The sequence below is a fragment of the Bacillus cereus group sp. Bce041 genome (assembly GCF_052646455.1).
The window spans coordinates 1057682-1077077 of the sequence record NZ_JBQXON010000001.1 but is presented as its reverse complement, the minus strand read 5'-3'; the positions used below and the strand labels follow the sequence as shown (position 1 = coordinate 1077077).

Genomic DNA, 19396 nt, shown 5'->3' with positions numbered 1-19396 from the left:
ATGGGAGATGGATATATACTTATTAATCGTCACGTTACTTGCAATTGCGATTGTTATTTTAGGGGTATCATGGTGGAAATGGCATGCATTTATTAGTTTAACAGTTGCGAGTTTGTTTTTAGCTATCATGTCTGGACTGAACTTAACAAAAATAGTGACTGCCTATGAAACTGGTGTTGGTAGTGTACTAGGGCATTTAGTTGGTATTTTAGCTCTCGGAACAATTTTAGGGAAAATGATGTCCGATTCAGGGGCCGGCATGCAAGTGGCAGATTTCTTTATTCGATTTTTCGGTGTAAAGAAACTACCTTGGGCTATGTTATTTGCAGGATTTGTTATAGGGATTCCAGTGTTTTTTGAAGTGGGGATCGTCATTTTATTACCACTTGTTATTTCCATTCGAAAAACGACGAAGCAAAATATATTATTAATTGCGTTACCTGTCATTGCAGGATTATCTATTGTTCACGGGCTCGTGCCTCCGCATCCAGGGGCGATGACAGCAATCGGTATTTATAACGCGAACTTAGGAAAGGTACTTTTATATTCATTAATTATCGCGTTACCAACAGCCATTATCGCAGGACCGATATTTGCAAAGTGGGTACATAAAAGGGTGATACCTGAAAATGAACCAGAGCTTATTCGGGTTACGACTGTCTCAACTGATTTGCCAAGTCGTAAAGTTTCATTCTTTATTATTTTACTACCAGTTGTATTGATGATTTTATCAGTAGTTGCACCATATATTTCATTACCGAAAAAAATGACTGAATTTTTCGTGTTTATAGGAAGTCCAGTAATCGCCTTACTTATTTCATGTTTCGCAGCATTTTATTTACTTGGTATCAAACAAGGTATTAATAAAAAGATGATTAAAAAATTAACAGATGAAAGTTTATTGCCTGTCGGTTCTATTATTTTAATAATTGGTGCAGGCGGTGGATTTAAACAAATATTAATTGAAAGCGGCGTTGGAACAGCTATTGCACAAATGGCAGAACATATTTCGTTATCACCAATCGTATTAGCTTTCATGGTAGCTGGTTTAATTCGAATTGCAACAGGTTCAGCTACAGTAGCATTAACGACAGCAGCAGGGATTGTTTCACCAGTTATTCAGCACATGTCTGGTGTGAATTTAGAGCTTCTCGTTATTGCAACCGGTGCAGGTTCATTAATGTTTTCTCACGTAAATGATGCAGGGTTCTGGCTTGTAAAAGAGTATTTAGGTTTGACGGTGAAGGAAACGTTTAAAACGTGGACGGTACTCGAGACATTGTTATCATTTATTGCATTTGGTTTTGCTCTTTTGTTGAATATGTTTCTTTAGGAGAGGAGATCAGATTTAAACGAATAAAACCTACAGAGGAAATGTAATTTCTCTGTAGGTTTTATTCGTTTTTTGTGCTTTCTATTACTTAATGGAACGGACATACTGATCTTCTCCATCGTCTTTGACAAAGACTCCTAGCTCATTCAAATCTTTGCGTAAATGCTTCTTTTTTTTAGAGTTTCCTTCTCGAAGGGCATTGCGTCTTTCATACAAAATAGTATTTATGCTTTTATTAAATCGCTCATCCTCTAATTTCCATAAGCTATACTCATGTTTATAAGGATCTTGTTCCACCCAGGGGAAGCCGTGCATTAAGAAAGTATCTTTAATTTTGCTTGGGGTAATGTCAGATGTTTCACGTAACCATTCTCGGTCTTCTTGATCAATGATAACCACTTGACGCTTATCTACAAAAACGGCTTTTACATTTAATCTGGTGATTTGTTTCTTTTGATCGTCCTTATTCACGTGAATGCTTTCCGAAGTAATGTTCATTTTTAAAGCTTCACTATAAATAATTAAAGAAAATAAAATTCCTGCAATAACACCAATTAGCATGAGGATAATAGGAAGCCAGAAGGGATTAATAAAATTTAAAAGTTCTATAATTTTTGAATCAGAAAAGAGAGGAATCTTTTTTATAATCTCTATTAATTTAGGTGAAAAATATCCAATAATTCCTAAAAGGATTGGGCTTACTATAGCAAGTAATTTTTCTAAAAAACCTAATCCAATGACAGATGCCTTTTTCATGTGTAGTTCATCCTTTCATATATATTTTTTTAATCAAGGCATGTTTTAAACAGTGAGTTTCTTCACCATTTTTATGAGCTCATCTGAGTAATTTTCTATGGATATAGATGAATTTGCCTTCAGCATTCTTTCTTCGATTGCTCCTAAAATAAATGAAGCTAATGTGTCGGTTTGGAAAGAATCGGAAAACACGCCATTTTGTTGACCAGTCTTCAAAATATCTAATAACATCGTTCTAAGAGCATCCTCCTCTTCGTCGTCTTCGATTCTGTAATAAGGAACGTTCTCTTCATTTCTTGCATTAAAGACAATCTCAATTAAGGCAATATTATTTTTGTAATGAGTTTCTTGATAAGCCAAATGCGCTTCAATAAAAGCCTCTAGTTTATTTATTTCAGATTGAGCTAATAGCACTCGATTACTAATAAATTCATGTTGCTTGGCAACTAAAAATTGTAATGTGCGATTCATAAGGTAAAGCTTATCATTAAAATGATAAGAAATAAGTCCGGTACTAATCTTAGCCTTTTTTGCTACCTTCGTTAAGCTTAAGTTGTTATATCCAACCTCTTCTAATGTATCAATACATGCAAGAATAATTTGTTCACGCCTAGCCTCTGCAATAAAAGAATCAGTCACGCTATTCAACTCCTAATTTATATGATTTGAATGTATAATCAAAAAATTGATTGGTCGTTCAATTAAATATTAGTAAGAAATTAAGAGTATGTCAAATGTTTTATGCTTACATCTGGATAAGGCTCATTCGCTTTTTAATAAAGCCCAATTCCTAAAACAAGCCCGTTTTTAGGTAAGCCAAGCTTCTTATTCGCCCTGAAAACATAATATAAATGGAATCCCCTCATTTAGAGCAAGGTGAACTTGTTATGAATGATACTAAAGGAGGAATAGGGTAATGAGCGAAAAGTGTGAACACAGACATGATGATTGTAACCGCAGACATGGTTGCGGAGGCGGTTTTGCGCTTCTAATCGTATTGTTTATTTTATTAATTATCATCGGTGCTAGCTGCTTCGGCGGAGGCGGCGGTTGTGGTTATGGTGGTTACGGCGGTTATGCTGGCGGCTACGGCGGATATTGCTGCTAATTATTAAAAACTATTGAAAATAGCCTTGTGCATATTGCACAAGGCTATTTTATTCATATTTTTATATGCTGTGATAATTTATTAATGTAAAGAGAACGGATTAAGAAGAAGAAAATGATCTCGATAATCCCGAAAAAGGTGAGTACGATACATGTCTCTTTTAATAAGGAGAAAGAAAACATGCTTTGTAAAAACTTAACTGCAAATAATGTGTGAACACCAGCAACGACATAAGGAACGAAAAATAAAATTCCTAATTGAATCGTTGCAGAGCGAAACATTTCTGATTCAGTTAAGCCAAGCTTTGTAATCGTAATATACTTTTGTCTTTCAGTTGTTAAGTCATTATACATACGGAAATATAAAACACTAGCTGCTCCGATAAAGAAAATAAAGCCGAGAAATGCCCAAATAAAGAATTGAGCGACTGCATTTCCTTTACTATGAACGAGTTCATCCGTAGCTGTATAAATATAAAATGGTTTAATGAAATCTTCTTCATTTTTATGTGCTTCATACAAGGTTTCTGCATCATGATTTAAGCTTTTTAATATATTTTTTGTTGGGACAATTGCATTTTCCCAATTTTCCACGAAGTAGTTATAGACTGTAATTGTTTCAATATGAGGAATCATATTTTCAATTACTTCATCTTGCATCACAATTAAGTGAGGTAATGCAAAGGGAGGCTCAATTCCTCTATTAATAAAACCTTTAATTTGAAATTCCTTTTTATTAGAGCCAAGTGTAATCGTGTTCTGCTTCGCAAATGGGTTAGACACGAGATTTAATAACACTGGTGAATAGCGAGAAATATTATAAACTTGTGAAGAATCGAGAGTGATTTTTGGTCTGTTTAATTGCTGTGCTATTGCGTTATAATCACTCATTTTCATAATGGCAATTGATTCTTTTGAAGCTGTATCTTTTAAAACGGTAAACTTATATTTGTCATATTGAAAATTAGCATTTGTAAGTTCAGTTTCAATCGTAGTAATATGCTTTTGTTCAAATGCATTAACACCTTCTGATGTATAGGTGAATGGTATTGGATATCGTTCTAGTATGGGTGCTTTCGTATTATTGTTTGCAGCAAATAACCCGATAATAATTGTAAATGCAAGTGCAGATAGCATAGAAACAATAAAGAGTACATTAATATTACTGCGTGTACGAGAAACTAAATCTGAAATCCATAACATATTTATTTGTTTTAAATAAAACTTTCTTCGTTTCTTTAAAATATAGATAAAGAGAAGAAATGTTTGTGAAAAAAATAAATACGTCCCAACTACTACAAGCGGTAAAATAGATAGCATAATTAAGAATACAGATCCATTTTGTGCATTTTTTTCCGTTATGTAGCCTTGCGGATAACCAGCAATATAATAGCATAGTCCTAAACAAGTTAAAGCAAATAGTGAAATCAGTATAGATGGTTTTTTTTCGCTCTTCTCTTTGTTAACGCCCTTAATAAGCTTCGTTGTTTTTCGAGTACGAATAAACATTGGTGTAAATGTAGAAACGATTAAAAATAAGATGATAAACGTTACGGTTGTAACGATAATCGCTTCTGTTGGCCAATATAAATAGAGACCTTTCGCGTTTGTTAATTTCGAAGTGACTAATAAGAAAAAGTTAGAAAATACAAGTCCACCTTGAATGCCGATAAAGATAGACAATATCCCGATTATCATATTTTCAGTAAATAACAGTCTCTTTAATTGTCTCTGTGAGATACCGAGAATGGTGAGTATCCCGAATTGCTGCTTCCGTACATTTAAAAATGTTCCAATTGAATATAAGAGAAAGAAGAACGAGAACATAACAATCACAAGCTGTGCTGTACTAGCTAAGTTCATTAGAGGATCACGTTCTTGGAAACTTTGTACACTTTGTAACCGCGGGTGATACGCGTATACAGTAAATGAAAAGAAAACCATGATAGAAAACGCACTACTTACAAAGTAGGCGAAATATGCTTTCGAATTACGTGAGACATTTTTAAATGCGAATTGCCAAAATGTCATCCACGTCTTCCTCCTAATAATGCTAAAACATCTAATATTTCTTGATAAAATTTCTCACGGTACAATCCGCGGTGTAGTTCATTGTAAAGCTCTCCATCTTTAATGAAAATAACACGGTTACAATAACTTGCTGCAAACGGATCATGGGTAACCATTAAAATCGTTGCATCTTCTTCTTTATTTAATTTCGTAAATAGCTCCATTACGTCAATTGCCGCTTTTGAATCTAAGTTTCCTGTCGGTTCATCGGCAAGTAGAAGTGAAGGATGATGAATGACAGCACGTGCTACTGCGGTACGCTGTGCTTGTCCCCCGGAAACTTCAAAAATACGCTTGTCCAAAATATGATCAATTCCAAGCTTTTTTGAAATGTTATCAAGCTTTTCATCCATTTCTTTTAATGGAACATTATCTAATGTTAAAGGTAGTACGATATTTTCACCGATTGTTAGTGTATCTAGTAGGTTAAAGTTTTGGAAAACAAATCCTAACTCTTGGCGGCGGAAAATAGCTAACTTCTCTCTACGAAATGTGTGCGGTTTTTTTCCGTTAATCACGACATCACCAGAAGTCGGAGAATCGATTGTAGAGATAACGTTTAAAAATGTAGATTTCCCGCTACCAGATGGTCCCATAATGGCAACGAATTCACCTTTATCCACGTGTAAATTTATATTTTTTAAAGCAGTATGAGGGACTTTTCCCTCATATACTTTTGAGACGTTTTTTATGTGTAATACTTCTTCCATAGTAATCACCTTTCTACTTTTTAAAACTTAATGTGTTGTGATAATTTTTGCATATAAAAGGAACGAATTAAAAGGAAAAATAAAATTTCAACTGTTCCAAAAATCATAAGTACGACTGTAATTTCAGCGAAGAACGAGAGATGTAATATTTCTTGTAGCATCTTTGTCGCAAACATCGTATGGATTGATGCCATAATGTAAGGCACGAAGAAAAGAATCGCAAGCTGAATTGTCGCTGAACGTTTCATTTCAGTCTCAGTTAAGCCAATTTTCGTAATCGTTATATATTTTTCTTGCTCATTTGTTAAATCTGTATACATTCGGAAGTAAAGAACACTACCAGCACCGATAAAGAAAATAACACCTAAGAAAGTACCAATTAAGAAGAATGAGGCAACATTTAGTTTTTTCTTATATAGAGAATCGCTCGCTTCACTTGCATGGAAAGGTGGGTGCTCTGCTTGAATAGCTGCATTATCGTTATGGATTTTTGTTATAAACGATGAACCGATATTATGTGCTTTTTCCCAATCTGTAACTTTGAAGTTATATACACTCATTTGTTTGGAAACTGTGGATAAGGCTTCTACATTTTCATCAGATAGTATGAGTAATTGGTATATTAAGCTGTTTGGGAATGGGCTATAACTTTTATATTCTTTCACTTGTAGTTGTAAATTGTTTTGAGTAAGTGTAAGAGTATTTTTCTTTTCTTCATTGTGAAGTGTTCCAATAACTTGATCATCTAAGTCTTTCATAAGAATATAAGATTCATTCTTATTTACCGTGAGTTTTTCCAAATTTAATGCTTTAGCAAGTACATTATAGTCACTTTGTTTAATTGCGTAATAGAGCTGCGTGTTATCTTCAGCTGAAGATACCTCATATATATCCGTTTTAAATTTTGTATAAGTAAAGTGCCCTTCATTAAATTTCTGCTCTAACCAGTTTAAATGTTCATCAGCTAATGTATTTTCAGTATGCGATAAATACGTAAACGGGAAAGGGTTTTGTCTAATTGCATCAAACTTTGTAAATTTCCCAAAACCGTATAAGAATGTAATCATTGTAAAAGCGAGTGTTGATAGCATCGCTACAATAAAGAGCATGTTAATGTTTGTCCGAATGCGCGCTGCTAAATCCGAAATCCAAAGCATATTAATTCGTTTCATATAAAACGTTCTTCGCGTTTTTAAAATACGAATAAGTAAAAAACTAATTTGTGAAAAGAAAAAGTATGTTCCAGCTGCAATAAGCGATGGGATGACAAATATACTAGAGACGGCGTATAAAAGCCCAATGATGTCACCTAGCGACATAAAATACAACGGATTTGCGGCTAACGCATATCCACATATTAAACACGTCGCACCAAATAGAGAGATGAGCACGGATGCTTTTCTTTCTTTTTGTTGTGTTCCTTCTTTTAAAAGACGTACGGCTTTTCTCGTACGAATGAGCATCGGTGTAAAAGATGATACGAGAATGAAGAGCCCAAGAAAGATGATGATAGTTAAAACGATAGCACTTGTAGGCGGATATAAATATAAACCAGGTACGTGTGTAATTTTGGCGGTAACTAATAAAAAGAACTGTGAAAAGACAACTCCAAGTTGAATGCCAAAAAATATAGAAAGAGCACCAATTAACATATTTTCTATAAATATGAGTCGCTTTAATTGTTTTTGAGATATGCCAAGTACTGTTAAAATCCCGAACTGTTTTTTTCGTACTTTTAAAAAGGTCCCGATTGAATACAGTAAAAAGAAAAATGAAAAGAACACAATGACAACTTCTGAAATTGTCATTAATATGTTCAGAGAATAATTCACGTCTGTCATATGCAATTTAGGATGAAATAAATAAACTGCAAATGAGAAAAAGATTGCGATGGAGAACGCACTGCTTACAAAATAGGCGAAATAAGCTCTGGCGTTCCGCGTCACGTTTTTAAATGCAAACTGCCAAAATGTCATTCACCTGAACCTCCTGATAGGGTGAAGATGAGAAGAGCATAAGAAATACTCTTTTCATCAAGTTTGTTTTAAATATTTTGTCCACTCGTGTATTGTGATAATTTTTGCATATAAAGTGAACGAATGAATATGAAAAATACGATTTCAACGAATCCAAAAATAATAAGAACGGCTGAAACCTCTTTGAACAGAGATAAACCAATTACATCTTGTAGCATTTTTGTTGCAAACATTGTATGAATGGATGCCATAATGTAAGGAATGAAAAATAAAATACTAAGTTGAATGGTTGCAGATCGTTTCATCTCTGTATCTGTTACACCGATTTTAGAAATCGTTATATATTTCTCTTGTTCGTTCGTCAAATCCGTATACATTCTAAAGTAAAGAACGCTACCAGCTCCAATGAAGAAAATAACTCCTAAAAATGTCCCAATTAGGAAAAATGCAGCACTGCCTGATGTTATTTTGTATAACGATCCTGCTGATTCAAAGGAACGAATAAGAGGTCCTTCATACTGGGATTTATTTCGATCTTTTTGCACTTTTTCTATAAAATTATCAGCAATTTCATATGTCTGTTCCCAGTTTTGAATTTTGTAATTGTATGCTGATATATGCTTTACGGTGCTAGGTAAGTTATTTACGATAACATCAGGCAAAACTATCGTTTGATATGAAAAGCCAGATGGAATTGCATTCACATGCTCATAGCCTTTCACTCGTAATTTCGTATTTGTACTAGAGAGTGTAATGTAATCTCTTTTGTAGCTTTGCTCAAATTCGTTGAATATGGTGTTATAAGATGTCCCTGTTAGCACATATGCTTCGTTATCATCCATAAATAGTTGTTTCATTCGTAAAGAATCTGCAAGTTTGTTATAGTCACTTTGCTTAATTGCGTATACGTCATTATAAATAGCTATATCTTTATCTTCTTTTAGTGGTGTTTCATATATATCAGCTTTTATTTTTTGATAGGGGAAATGCTCTTTTTGTAATTGTTGCTCAAGCCAATTTAAATGCTCTGTAACAAAAGGGTTCGCATCATAAGAAAAATAAGAAATTGGAAAAGGAGAAGTTCTATTCACCTCTAGCTTAATAAATTTCCCGAATCCATATAGAAACGTAATCATTGTGAAAGCAATTGTAGATAGCATCGCTACAATAAACAGCATATTAATATTCGTTCGAATACGGCTCGCTAAATCCGAAATCCAAAGCATATTAATCCGTTTCATATAAAACTTCCTTCTTTTCTTTAAAATATAAATAAGTAAGAAACTAATTTGTGAAAAGAAGAAATATGTTCCAATTGTAACAAGCGTTGGGATAACGAAAATACTTGAAACCATATATATAACACCGATTTGCGGGCTTACTGATACGAAATATTTAGGATTTCCAGCTAACGCATAACCACCAAATAAACAAATCGCACCAAATAATGAAACAAGTATGGATGGTTTTCTTTCTTTTTGTTTTCCACCATTTGTTTTTAAAAGGTGTACTGCTTTTTTTGTACGAATAAGCATTGGTGTGAATGCAGATACAATGATAAAAAGACTAAGGAAAACAATGGTTGTTAAAATAAACGCGTTAGTAGGCCCGTATAAATATATTCCTGGAACATGGGTAAGTTTGGCTGTTACTAATAAGAAAAATTGAGAAAAAACAACTCCAAACTGCATGCCGAAAAAGATAGATAAAATCCCGATTAACATATTCTCCATAAAAATAAGACGATGTAATTGTTTTCTCGATATTCCTAAAATGGTCAAAATACCAAATTGTTTTTTTCTAACTTTTAAAAAAGTACCAATGGAATATAGTAAAAAGAAGAAAGAGAAAAATACAATTACTACTTCTGAAAATATCATTAATCCTGAAATTTCAGAGGTCATGTCAAAGTTTTGTAATTTCGGATGGAATAAGTAAACAGCAAACGAAAAGAACACAGCAATGGAAAAGGAGCTACTTACAAAGTAAGCAAAATAAGCTCTTGAGTTGCGCGTGACGTTTTTAAATGCAAATTGCCAAAATGTCATAGATTATACCTCCGGCTAGAAGATATAGAAGTAGTTGTATTGCAAAAAATGTATGAGAGTGAGTTCTCATACATTTTGCTTGCATATGTTACGATCATGCTTCGGTCACCTTCTCCGTATGTTCTGCTTGATTATTTGCAGCGTTGTGGAAGATGATTTTAATCGTCGTTCCTTTACCAACTTCAGAATCTAGTTTGACAGAGTGACCTAAATAATCACAAATTTTACTTACAATATAAAGGCCCATACCAGTAGATTCTCCGAATGCGCGACCGTTTTTCCCAGTGTAAAATGGTTCAAATACTCTTCGAATATCTTCTTGCGGAATACCAACACCTTCATCGCGAACTTCTAAAATAATATCTTTTCCGTTTCGGTAAGCAGATAAGAATACCTTCTTTCCGCGTTCCCCAGAGTAACGAACAGCATTTGTCATTAACTGATAGATGATAAATTTTAGCCATTTCGCATCAGAAGCAACTTTTAAATCAGAATGGACTTCTAAAACAGGGAAGACACCATTACGAATGAATAGTTCTTTTAATCCGTTAATATTTTTTGTTACCGTATCTTTTAATGAAATCGTCTCGACATGGAAATCTTCATGGAAGTTATTTAACCTAGCCATGTATAAAGCCATATCAAGTCCTTGGTTTAGACGCTCTAATTCTTTTTTAAACTTTGGAATTAAATGCTCGTCTTCCATTTCTAGCACCATAAGCTGCATAACAGAAACAGGTGTCTTCATTTGATGTACCCAATGGTTAATGAATAATTGATGTTCTTGTTGTTTTACTTCATACGATTGTAGTTCTTTTTGGAATAGACGGTACTGCGTACGTACGAGTTCATTGACACCGTGAGGCATCGGAGCAGTTGCTCTTTCAATAAACGCATCTTCCATTTTTTCTGGTTGCTCACTTAATCTATGGTACATTCTACGATTGCGAACGTAACGATAAGCGAGGAAACAAATAAATAAGTATAAACTTAAAACGACGAAGTAAAATTTATTATTTTGAAATCCGTCTACTGCATCATAAAGAACGAAAATGATACCGAAGTTTAATACGTACAGTAGAAAAAATGCAAAATGATCACGTAAAAATAGCTTCATGCTTATTCACTCCAAGTTGCGTTAAAGCGATATCCAAGTCCACGTACTGTTTCAATAGAGTTCTCAATGCCAAGCTCATTAAACTTTTTACGAAGACGTGTAATGTTTACGTTTAATGTATTTTCCTCAACGAAACTTTCGTCATCCCAAAGCGCAGCTAATAAATCTTCACGGCTCGCTGTACGAGGGAATTTAGATAATAACATTTCTGCTAAAATTGCCTCTTTCTTCGTTAAAAGAACTTGTTCAGATCCAAAATGAATTTCTGGACGTTCAGGGAATAGTTTTAAACCTTCTACTTCAACGATACGTTCAGAAATATTTGGTGCATAATCACCGTAAATACGGCGTAATTGTCCTTTAATTTTTGCCATTACAACGTCGTAGTGGAATGGTTTTGTAATGTAATCATCCGCACCGCTTTCAATTGCCATAATTTGTTCCATCTCACCAGCACGCGCTGAAATGAAAATAATTGGACAAGTAGATTCATGACGAATTTGACGGCACCAGTAGAAACCATCGAATTTCGGTAAGTTTACATCAAGTAAAACAAGATGTGGTTTCACTGCGTTAAACGATTCCATAATATCATCGAAATTCTCCGCTACCACAGCCTCATAACCGTACTTCTGAATGTGAGATTGCAGTAATGATGAAATATTTGGATCGTCTTCAACGATTAAAATTTTATACATATGTATATTCCTCCTCAAAAAAACAATTGTAGCTATAGTGTATCATGTGTTTCAAGTCTTTTCATTATGTTGAAAGATAAGCTAGTAAACAGTATAGGTTAAAAGTGAGAAAAGTAAAAAGGGCGCTGGATGAAATTGACAAATAACGGTAATTGGTTTAATATTTAGATAAATATCTAAATGTCTAATTATCGAAAGGAAGAAAGACATTGAATCAAGCATTCAAAGCATTAGCAGATCCAACAAGGCGAAAAATTTTAGACTTATTAAAAGAAGGCGATCTAACCGCTGGTGAGATTGCTGAACATTTCAATATGACAAAACCAAGTATTTCACACCACTTAAATGCACTTAAAAATGCTGAACTTATTCAAGATGAAAAGAAAGGGCAATTCGTTATGTACTCTTTAAACACAACGGTCTTTCAAGATTTATTGACTTGGGTGTTTACATTTACGAATAAGGGGGAAGAGGGGAAATGAAAAAGCATCTTTTTGCAATCTTATTAATTGTTATAACTTGTTTAGCTTGGGCGTTTGCTTGGCCACATTTACCGGATACAATTGCAACGCATTGGAGCGGCGGTAAAGTAGATGGATATTCTTCTAAATTGTATGGAATGCTTTCTATGGTTGGAATTATGATTGTTTTATATATTTTTCTAAACGTGTTACCAAAGATTGATCCAAAGAAAGCGAACTACGAGAAGTTTTCTAAAGCTTTTATGATGATGAATAACGGGATACTACTGCTACTATTTGTAGGGAATATAGATATTATTACAAGTGGATTAGGATACAATTTATTCATTAATCGCGTGCCGGAATTATTAGTGGGTATTTTATTTATAGTCATCGGAAACTATTTACCACAATGTAAACCAAACTACTTTGTAGGTATAAAAACACCGTGGACATTAAGTAACGAAGAAGTGTGGAGAAAAACGCACCGTTTTAGCGGAAAGGTGTTTGTTGCATTGGGGATCATTATGATTTTAAGTGTTTTTGCACCAGTAACGTGGAAATCTTTCGTAATGGTTGGAATTATTATTGGTGCAGTAGGATTAACGATGGGATATTCATATATTGCTTATAAAAAAGAAATAGGGGCCTAATAAAAAATTATGGGGGAGAGAGGATGAAAAGACACGTATTACCATGGAGTTTAATTATTGGCATTGCAATTGGATGGTATATTGTATGGCCATATTTACCAGAACAAATTCCACGCCATTATAATGCAGCAGGAGTAGTAGATGGATATTTTTCTAAAATAGAAGCAAGTTCATTCTCGATAGGTAGTATGGTAGTGCTCTATATGATATGGCTAGTTTTTGGATTCATAAAAGATAAGTCTACACAGCAATCCAAAGTTCTTTCAGCGATTAATTATGCCATTCTCTTTATCGGATTTGGATGTAACATATTTGCACTATTAGCAGCGTCTAATTATATTGCATCGGGCTCAATTGCATTTAATTTTGGACTTGGAACATTGTTTCTTGTACTAGGTAATTGCATGCAACAAACGAAGCCGAACGGGTTAGTAGGCATCCGAATGGACTGGACATTAGAAAATCCTGTAGTTTGGAGAAAAACACATAGATTTGCTTCGAGGGTATTTGTAATAGGTTCACTTTGTATATATGCCGGGGCTTTGCTTCCAGATCCATTTAATATTTTTATGGGGATTGGAATCATATTAATATGTATTATCGTATCAACAATAAAGTCATATAGTATTTATAAAGAAGAGTTGAAAATGTAAATAAAGCTGCTTTTCCTTTTAGGGAAGAGCAGCTTTGTTTTTTTAATCACTTCTTCAAAACCGGTATCCAAATTTCACTTTTAAAGTTTGGAGAAGATATATCTTTCTGTTCATTCCACAATATTTCCGGTCCTTCCGCTAGTTCATAGTTCGAAGAAGGGAACCATTCAGAATAAATACGCCCCCACACATTTTGTAATGCATCAGGAAATAGACCGACAGCTTCAAATATAGCCCATGTTGAAGCTGCGACTTCAAGTTGCGCGAATTGCTCTGGACAATCCTTTGTTGTGGCTACTCCAATATAGTGATCAAGTTCTCCTTTTTCCTCCATTCTTCCTTCAGAAAAATTAGTAGAAGCACTAATAATTCCAGTAGGTTCAATGTTCGAAAGGGACTTTAATGTTTGAATAGACTCTGGGTTTAAACTTTTCCACATAGAAGCAATTTCTTCATTTACACCGTTAAAAACGATTGGTACTCGTTTTGTAATACCTATAATTCGAAATGGCTCTTTTTCTTCAATTCGATAGTTCATTTCATTTCCTCCTTGAATGGATAATTGGAAGGTCATTGGTGAATAAGCCTTCAAAGAATGGCTACTATTTCGGGCCTCTGAAGGTGTTATACCGTGCAAGTTTTGAAATGCACGAGCGAATGAATCTGGTGAGTTGTATCCATATTTTATAGCGATATCAATGACTTTTACATTGCTGTTTTTTAGTTCAAAGGCAGCGAGAGTAAGACGTCTACAGCGAATATATTCTGATAGTGATATGCCAGCTAAAAAAGAAAACATTCTCTTGAAATGATATTCGGAGCAGTAAGCTATTTTTGCGACTTCTTTAAAATCAATTTCATGTGTAAGGTTGTTTTCGATATACTGCATTGCAGCATTCATATTTTTAAGTGAATCCATATTATGACCTCCTCTGTACATAGAATAGCAGGAACGAAATAGCTCCATCCGACATTTCGTGCACAACTTTGTAGGTGCATTTTTTACCTTACAAAATTGTAATGTTCCTGTAAGGAGAATGAATGGATGGTATGATATCCCAATGTTATAGTAACAAAGTACTTTAATTCATTACGTTAACTTTTTGATTTCTTTACTTATGTGCCTTACATAACTGTCATGTTTGTGTAAGAAACATCGATAGTGGCAAGAGTAGAGAGTGTATATAGTTGAAAATAGAGAATAGAAGAAATGAGGGATGTCGAGATGAAAACAGTATTAGAAGCAAAAAATATTGAAAAAGTATATGACACGGGTGGTAATAAATTTGCAGCGTTAAAAGGTATTAACTTACAAGTAAAAGAAGGTGAGTTCGTTGGAATTATGGGACCTTCTGGTTCTGGTAAGACGACTTTACTAAATGTTCTTTCTACAATTGATAATGCGACGAACGGTGAAATTTTAATTGATGGAAAAGATATTGTGAAAATGAATGATGATAAGTTAGCGTTATTCCGCCGCGATCATTTAGGCTTCATTTTCCAAGATTATAACTTATTAGATACGTTAACAGTGAAAGAGAATATTGCTTTACCACTTGCGTTATCAAAGGTGAAAGCGAGTGAGATTGATCGCCGCGTTCTTGAAATCTCAAAGAAATTTGGTATTGATCATATTTTAAGTCAGTTCCCATATCAAGTATCTGGTGGACAGAAGCAGCGCTGCGCAGCATCACGTGCAATCGTTACGAATCCAAGTATGATTTTCGGAGACGAGCCAACTGGAGCGCTTGATTCTAAATCTGCAACAGATTTACTTGAAAGTATGAAGTCATTAAATGAATATGATAACTCAACAATTTTAATGGTAACGCATGATGCATTTGCAGCAAGTTATTGTAAACGAGTTATTTTCATTAAAGATGGTGAACTATATAAAGAATTGCACCGTGGTGAATCAACGCGTAAACAGTTCTTCCAAAAAATTGTTGACGTAATGTCTTCTATTTCTGGAGGTATGGCTGATGACCTTATCTAGCATTGCCCTCCGCAACATACAGCGGAACTTTAAAGACTACTTTGTATATTTCGCATCTATGATTTTTAGTATCGTTATTTATTTTACATTTAAAGCACTGCAATATAATTCACAAATGGAAAAAGCAGCAGAAGCTTCTAAAAAGATTAGCGGAGCGTTCCAAGTTTCCAGTGTGATGCTTATCATTTTCGTAGCAGTGTTCATTATATATTCGAACGGATTCTTTACACGTAAACGTAAAAAAGAAGTTGGCTTATATTCGTTATTAGGTATTCGTAAAAGACAAATTGGTAAAATGCTCTTTTATGAAAATATGTTAATGGGATTAATGTCATTAGTAATCGGGATTGCGATTGGTAGTGTCCTTTCGAAATTATTCCTTGAGTTATTAGTAAATATGATGGGATTAAATTTAAATGTTCATTTTGAAGTACCGATGGCTGCTATTATTGATACAGCAATTATTTTCTTTGTGATTATTTTATATACATCACTTCAAGGATATCGTTTAATTTATCGCTTTAAGTTAATTGAACTTTTCCGCGCAGAACGTGAAGGAGAAACAATGCCAAAAGGGTCTGTCATTATGGCATTAATTTCAGTTGTCTTAATCGGTTCAGGTTATTTTTTAGCGCTAATGTACATGAAAGCAGTTATGTATGCAGACTTTATGGTCGTTGCATTATATATTTTATTAGCGACAGTAGCAGGGACTTATTTACTGTTCATGTTCTTCACAGTATTTGTATTGAAACGTGCAAGAAATAATAAGTCAGCATTTTATAATGGTATGAATATGGTAACGACATCGCAGTTACTATATCGTATTAAAGGAAATGCGAAATCATTGGCGACAATCGCTATTTTAAGTGCAGTTACATTAACAGCGGTTGGTACGTCAGTTACGATGTATTACAATACATTTACGCAATCAAAAGTTGCTGCGCCGTATAGTTATTCCTATGAGAAAAAAGATGCAGCATTAGATAAAAAAGTAAATGAAATACTTGCTGGAGAGAAGAATAATCACCCAGTCACATATGAATCAGAAGTTGAAATGATTCCTGTGAAAGGAACATTTAAAGGTGAAAGAGCTGATCAAGTTCTGAACACACACTATAATGTTACGAATCAGTACCAGCTTATTTCTCAATCAAGCTTTAATAAACATGTGAAACACTTAGATGTAGAACCTGTAAATTTGAGTGCGAATGAAGCTTTCGTATATGATAGCTTATATATTGAGAAACTTGATTTTGGTCCTCTTTATACAGGAAATACAGCTGTATTCCCTGTTGGAAATGAGTCAAAAGAATTAAAAATTAAAGGTGTAAATAATAGAAGCCTTACAAATTTAAATGAACTATTTGTAATCGTTCCTGATAAAACATATGAGCAAGTGAAACAAGTAAACGAAACGCGTACTGTAAAAAATATTGATGTAAAAGGTGAGCGAAATAGTAAAGAGTTAACAGCAAAATTAGCAAGCATTATGCCAGCTGGAGAATCAGAAGTTTTAAAACCATTTAACGATTTCTATACAGGATTCCAAATGGGACTTGAAACGACAGGCTTAATGATGTTTATTGGGTTATTCTTAGGATTAGTATTCCTATTAGCAACAGGCTCAATCATTTACTTTAAACAATTAACAGAAGCAAGTGCTGACCGTGATCGTTACATTGTCCTTCATAAAGTTGGTGTAACGAAGCAAGAAATGAAGAAAGCTATCGCAAAACAAGTAAGCTTTATCTTCGCTATTCCGTTAGTAATCGGTATTTTACACAGTTTATTTGCACTAAAAGGTTTATCAAATATATTACCATTTGAAATTATGATGCCTCTTCTCATTAGTATTGGAGTATACGGTGTCATCTATATTGGATATTACTTCTTAACGGTTCGTTCTTATTATAAGATCGTGAGTGCGAAGTAATAAGGGGCAGCTATCGCTACACGCGATAGCTGTTTTTTTTATTCTTCATAAAATCTTAAGAAACTTCCTCAATTTTTATTAAGAAACGATAGTTATACTTAGACACAAGTTAAAAACTATCGAACGAATGAGGAGAGGTTTACATGCAGCTCATTACATTTTTACATGAATTTATAAAGCATCCAAAACATACTGGTGCAATTGCGCCAAGTTCAAAAATATTAGCAAAGAAAATGGTCGATGTAATTGATTTTAATAAAGCGAAATGTATTGTAGAGTTAGGGCCTGGCACAGGGGTTTTTACGAAAGAGATTATGAAGAGAAAAAAGAAGGAAACGATATTTCTTCTTATTGAAATTAATGAAGTATTTTTCAAAGAATTAAAAAGAAAGTTTAAAGATGAGCAGAATGTCATTGTTGTACACGGTTCAGCTGAAAATATAAAGAAGTATATGGAGGAGCTCAATATAGAAGGCATTGATTACGTTTTATCAGGGTTGCCTTTCACTTCTTTACCAGAAGAAGTTTCAAAGCGCATTTTAAATAATGCGATGGAAGCGATACATGAGAATGGTGAGTTCATTACATTTCAATATTCACTTGTGAAAAAAGGGTTTATACAGCATTTCTTCCCTGAAATTACACTAGAAAAAGTATGGCTCAATTTCCCGCCAGCCTACGTCTTTAGTTGCAAAAAAGAACTAAGGAGAGCATATGCATAATGGAATTACATGAATTATTATCTTATATTGAACAATACGGTTATTGGGCTTTATTTTTCTGTTTATGGTTAGGGATTATCGGTATGCCAATTCCAGATGAAATGATTGTTATGAGTGGTGGTTTCGTATCTTCAGTAGGTATATTAAGTGTTGTTCCTTCATTCGTATTAACATATTTAGGTGTTGTATCAGGGCTTTCTTTAGGATATATATTAGGGAAGGTTTTTGGAACGAAGGTACTCCATAAATTAATGAAAAAGAAAAAAGCGAAGTATTTGATGAAATCACAAGAAATGGTTGATAAATACGGACAGTACGCGTTAGTTACAAGCTATTTCATACCAGTTGTAAGACATATCGTACCATATTTAGTTGGGATGAATAACATGTCATTTCGGATATATGCTTTGTATTCCTATACGACAGGATTTGTTTGGACACTCGTTTATTTTTTGCTCGGTTCTTTATTTGGACAACATATTGAAAGGATTGTAGCAGCTGCGATAGAGTATGGTTTGTATTTTGGCGGGAGTATTGCATTGATTGTGAGTGTGTTTTATTTTTACAGACAAAAAAGAAATACAGTGATGAGTAAATAAAGGAGGCGGCAGCCTCCTTTTATTATTAATATGGCTTTATTTATCGAAGTGCTGATGCAAAGCCCTGTGACATTAAGAAAAAGTTAAGAAACCGCACGAGTTTTTATTAAGAAATGCTCTCTATACTTAGAAAGGTCTTATAGAAAAACATAATGAAAGGCGGAATATAGATGAAAAGATTTATTTTAGGATCATTACTTGTCATCATAGCAGGAGCGGCATATTTGTTAAATGGGAGTGCTACAGTAGATTCCATGAATCCGTTTCTTAAATTAGAATATCGTTATGCGGTAATTGATAACGATGGAAAAGATTTAGGTGGAAATAAAGGCCGTGCATACACAGTGAACACATATGATAAGGATGGAAACGAAAAAGAGATAACAATTGATGGAGTGGATACATTGCAAAAAGGTTCCTACTGGCATGTAATTACGAGAGGAAAGTCTGTGCACGATAAGGTACAAATAGAAGAAGAAATAATTCCTGATGGCGCGAAGGTGAAGTTAGGATTGTAAGTATAAACCCAGTTCTAGATGAGAGAATCGGGTTTGTTATTTT

Annotated in this window: 19 protein-coding genes; 10 read left to right on the top strand and 9 right to left on the bottom strand. The window is 34.0% G+C overall.

Annotated elements, in window-relative coordinates:
• Nucleotides 1–7: 7 nt before the first annotated feature.
• Nucleotides 8–1333, top strand: a complete 1326-nt coding sequence (gene gntP / locus ACUN13_RS05695; RefSeq protein ID WP_025686764.1) for a gluconate permease GntP — start codon at nt 8–10, stop codon at nt 1331–1333.
• 84 nt (nt 1334–1417) lie between these two features.
• On the opposite strand, the gene ACUN13_RS05690 is transcribed toward gntP, so the two are convergent.
• Together ACUN13_RS05690 and ACUN13_RS05685 are read right to left on the bottom strand one after the other, a co-directional pair.
• Complete coding sequence (locus tag ACUN13_RS05690; RefSeq protein WP_000710350.1) at nt 1418–2089, bottom strand: YqeB family protein; 672 nt, start codon at nt 2087–2089, stop codon at nt 1418–1420.
• A 45-nt stretch (nt 2090–2134) separates the two neighbouring features.
• On the bottom strand, nt 2135–2728 hold the full coding sequence (locus ACUN13_RS05685) for a TetR/AcrR family transcriptional regulator (RefSeq protein WP_000132248.1): 594 nt from the start codon (nt 2726–2728) through the stop codon (nt 2135–2137).
• A gap of 277 nt (nt 2729–3005) precedes the next feature.
• On the opposite strand from ACUN13_RS05685, the gene ACUN13_RS05680 reads away from it, so the two are divergent.
• A complete protein-coding gene (locus ACUN13_RS05680) occupies nt 3006–3197 on the top strand; it encodes a YjcZ family sporulation protein (protein ID WP_001290392.1) in 192 nt (63 codons plus the stop codon).
• A 53-nt stretch (nt 3198–3250) separates the two neighbouring features.
• Here ACUN13_RS05680 and ACUN13_RS05675 read toward each other — a convergent pair whose 3' ends face one another.
• The 6 genes from ACUN13_RS05675 to ACUN13_RS05650 all read right to left on the bottom strand — a co-directional run bounded on the left by ACUN13_RS05675 (nt 3251) and on the right by ACUN13_RS05650 (nt 11815).
• A complete protein-coding gene (locus tag ACUN13_RS05675) occupies nt 3251–5227 on the bottom strand; it encodes an FtsX-like permease family protein (protein ID WP_000144951.1) in 1977 nt (658 codons plus the stop codon).
• Complete coding sequence (locus tag ACUN13_RS05670) at nt 5224–5976, bottom strand: ABC transporter ATP-binding protein (protein ID WP_000393250.1); 753 nt, start codon at nt 5974–5976, stop codon at nt 5224–5226. Before ACUN13_RS05670 ends, ACUN13_RS05675 begins: the two co-directional genes overlap by 4 nt.
• Before the next feature lie 20 nt (nt 5977–5996).
• On the bottom strand, nt 5997–7952 hold the full coding sequence (locus tag ACUN13_RS05665; RefSeq protein WP_000145009.1) for an ABC transporter permease: 1956 nt from the start codon (nt 7950–7952) through the stop codon (nt 5997–5999).
• A gap of 68 nt (nt 7953–8020) precedes the next feature.
• Nucleotides 8021–10000 (bottom strand): ABC transporter permease, encoded by a 1980-nt coding sequence (locus ACUN13_RS05660; RefSeq protein ID WP_000145051.1) that lies wholly within the window; start codon nt 9998–10000, stop codon nt 8021–8023.
• Nucleotides 10001–10094: 94 nt separating this feature from the next.
• On the bottom strand, nt 10095–11117 hold the full coding sequence (locus ACUN13_RS05655) for a sensor histidine kinase (RefSeq protein WP_000765341.1): 1023 nt from the start codon (nt 11115–11117) through the stop codon (nt 10095–10097).
• Between the two features lie 2 nt (nt 11118–11119).
• On the bottom strand, nt 11120–11815 hold the full coding sequence (locus ACUN13_RS05650) for a response regulator transcription factor (protein WP_000276738.1): 696 nt from the start codon (nt 11813–11815) through the stop codon (nt 11120–11122).
• Between the two features lie 209 nt (nt 11816–12024).
• Between ACUN13_RS05650 and ACUN13_RS05645 the strand changes: the two genes are divergently transcribed.
• The 3 genes from ACUN13_RS05645 to ACUN13_RS05635 are packed head-to-tail and all read left to right on the top strand — an operon-like array spanning nt 12025 to nt 13582.
• Nucleotides 12025–12297, top strand: a complete 273-nt coding sequence (locus ACUN13_RS05645; RefSeq protein ID WP_001070523.1) for an autorepressor SdpR family transcription factor — start codon at nt 12025–12027, stop codon at nt 12295–12297.
• A complete protein-coding gene (locus ACUN13_RS05640) occupies nt 12294–12929 on the top strand; it encodes an SdpI family protein (protein ID WP_000716357.1) in 636 nt (211 codons plus the stop codon). The genes ACUN13_RS05645 and ACUN13_RS05640 overlap by 4 nt, the downstream gene beginning before the upstream one ends.
• A 23-nt stretch (nt 12930–12952) precedes the next feature.
• Nucleotides 12953–13582 (top strand): SdpI family protein, encoded by a 630-nt coding sequence (locus ACUN13_RS05635; RefSeq protein WP_000820671.1) that lies wholly within the window; start codon nt 12953–12955, stop codon nt 13580–13582.
• A 46-nt stretch (nt 13583–13628) separates the two neighbouring features.
• Here the strand turns inward: ACUN13_RS05635 and ACUN13_RS05630 are convergent, their stop codons facing one another.
• Entirely contained in the window at nt 13629–14501 is an 873-nt protein-coding gene (locus tag ACUN13_RS05630; protein WP_025686761.1) for an AraC family transcriptional regulator, read from the bottom strand.
• Nucleotides 14502–14807: 306 nt separating this feature from the next.
• Here ACUN13_RS05630 and ACUN13_RS05625 point away from each other — a divergent pair, with 306 nt between their 5' ends.
• The 5 genes from ACUN13_RS05625 (at nt 14808) to ACUN13_RS05605 (ending at nt 19353) form a co-directional block, all read left to right on the top strand.
• Nucleotides 14808–15578 carry an ABC transporter ATP-binding protein gene (locus ACUN13_RS05625; protein ID WP_000859655.1) on the top strand — a complete coding sequence of 257 codons (771 nt, stop codon included), beginning with the start codon at nt 14808–14810 and terminating at the stop codon, nt 15576–15578.
• Nucleotides 15565–17514 carry an FtsX-like permease family protein gene (locus tag ACUN13_RS05620; RefSeq protein WP_088344270.1) on the top strand — a complete coding sequence of 650 codons (1950 nt, stop codon included), beginning with the start codon at nt 15565–15567 and terminating at the stop codon, nt 17512–17514. The genes ACUN13_RS05625 and ACUN13_RS05620 overlap by 14 nt, the downstream gene beginning before the upstream one ends.
• Before the next feature lie 143 nt (nt 17515–17657).
• On the top strand, nt 17658–18236 hold the full coding sequence (locus ACUN13_RS05615; protein WP_025686759.1) for a class I SAM-dependent methyltransferase: 579 nt from the start codon (nt 17658–17660) through the stop codon (nt 18234–18236).
• Complete coding sequence (locus ACUN13_RS05610; protein ID WP_088344268.1) at nt 18236–18835, top strand: DedA family protein; 600 nt, start codon at nt 18236–18238, stop codon at nt 18833–18835. Before ACUN13_RS05615 ends, ACUN13_RS05610 begins: the two co-directional genes overlap by 1 nt.
• A gap of 170 nt (nt 18836–19005) precedes the next feature.
• Nucleotides 19006–19353 (top strand): YxeA family protein, encoded by a 348-nt coding sequence (locus ACUN13_RS05605; protein ID WP_000819387.1) that lies wholly within the window; start codon nt 19006–19008, stop codon nt 19351–19353.
• The last annotated feature ends 43 nt before the right edge of the window (nt 19354–19396 follow it).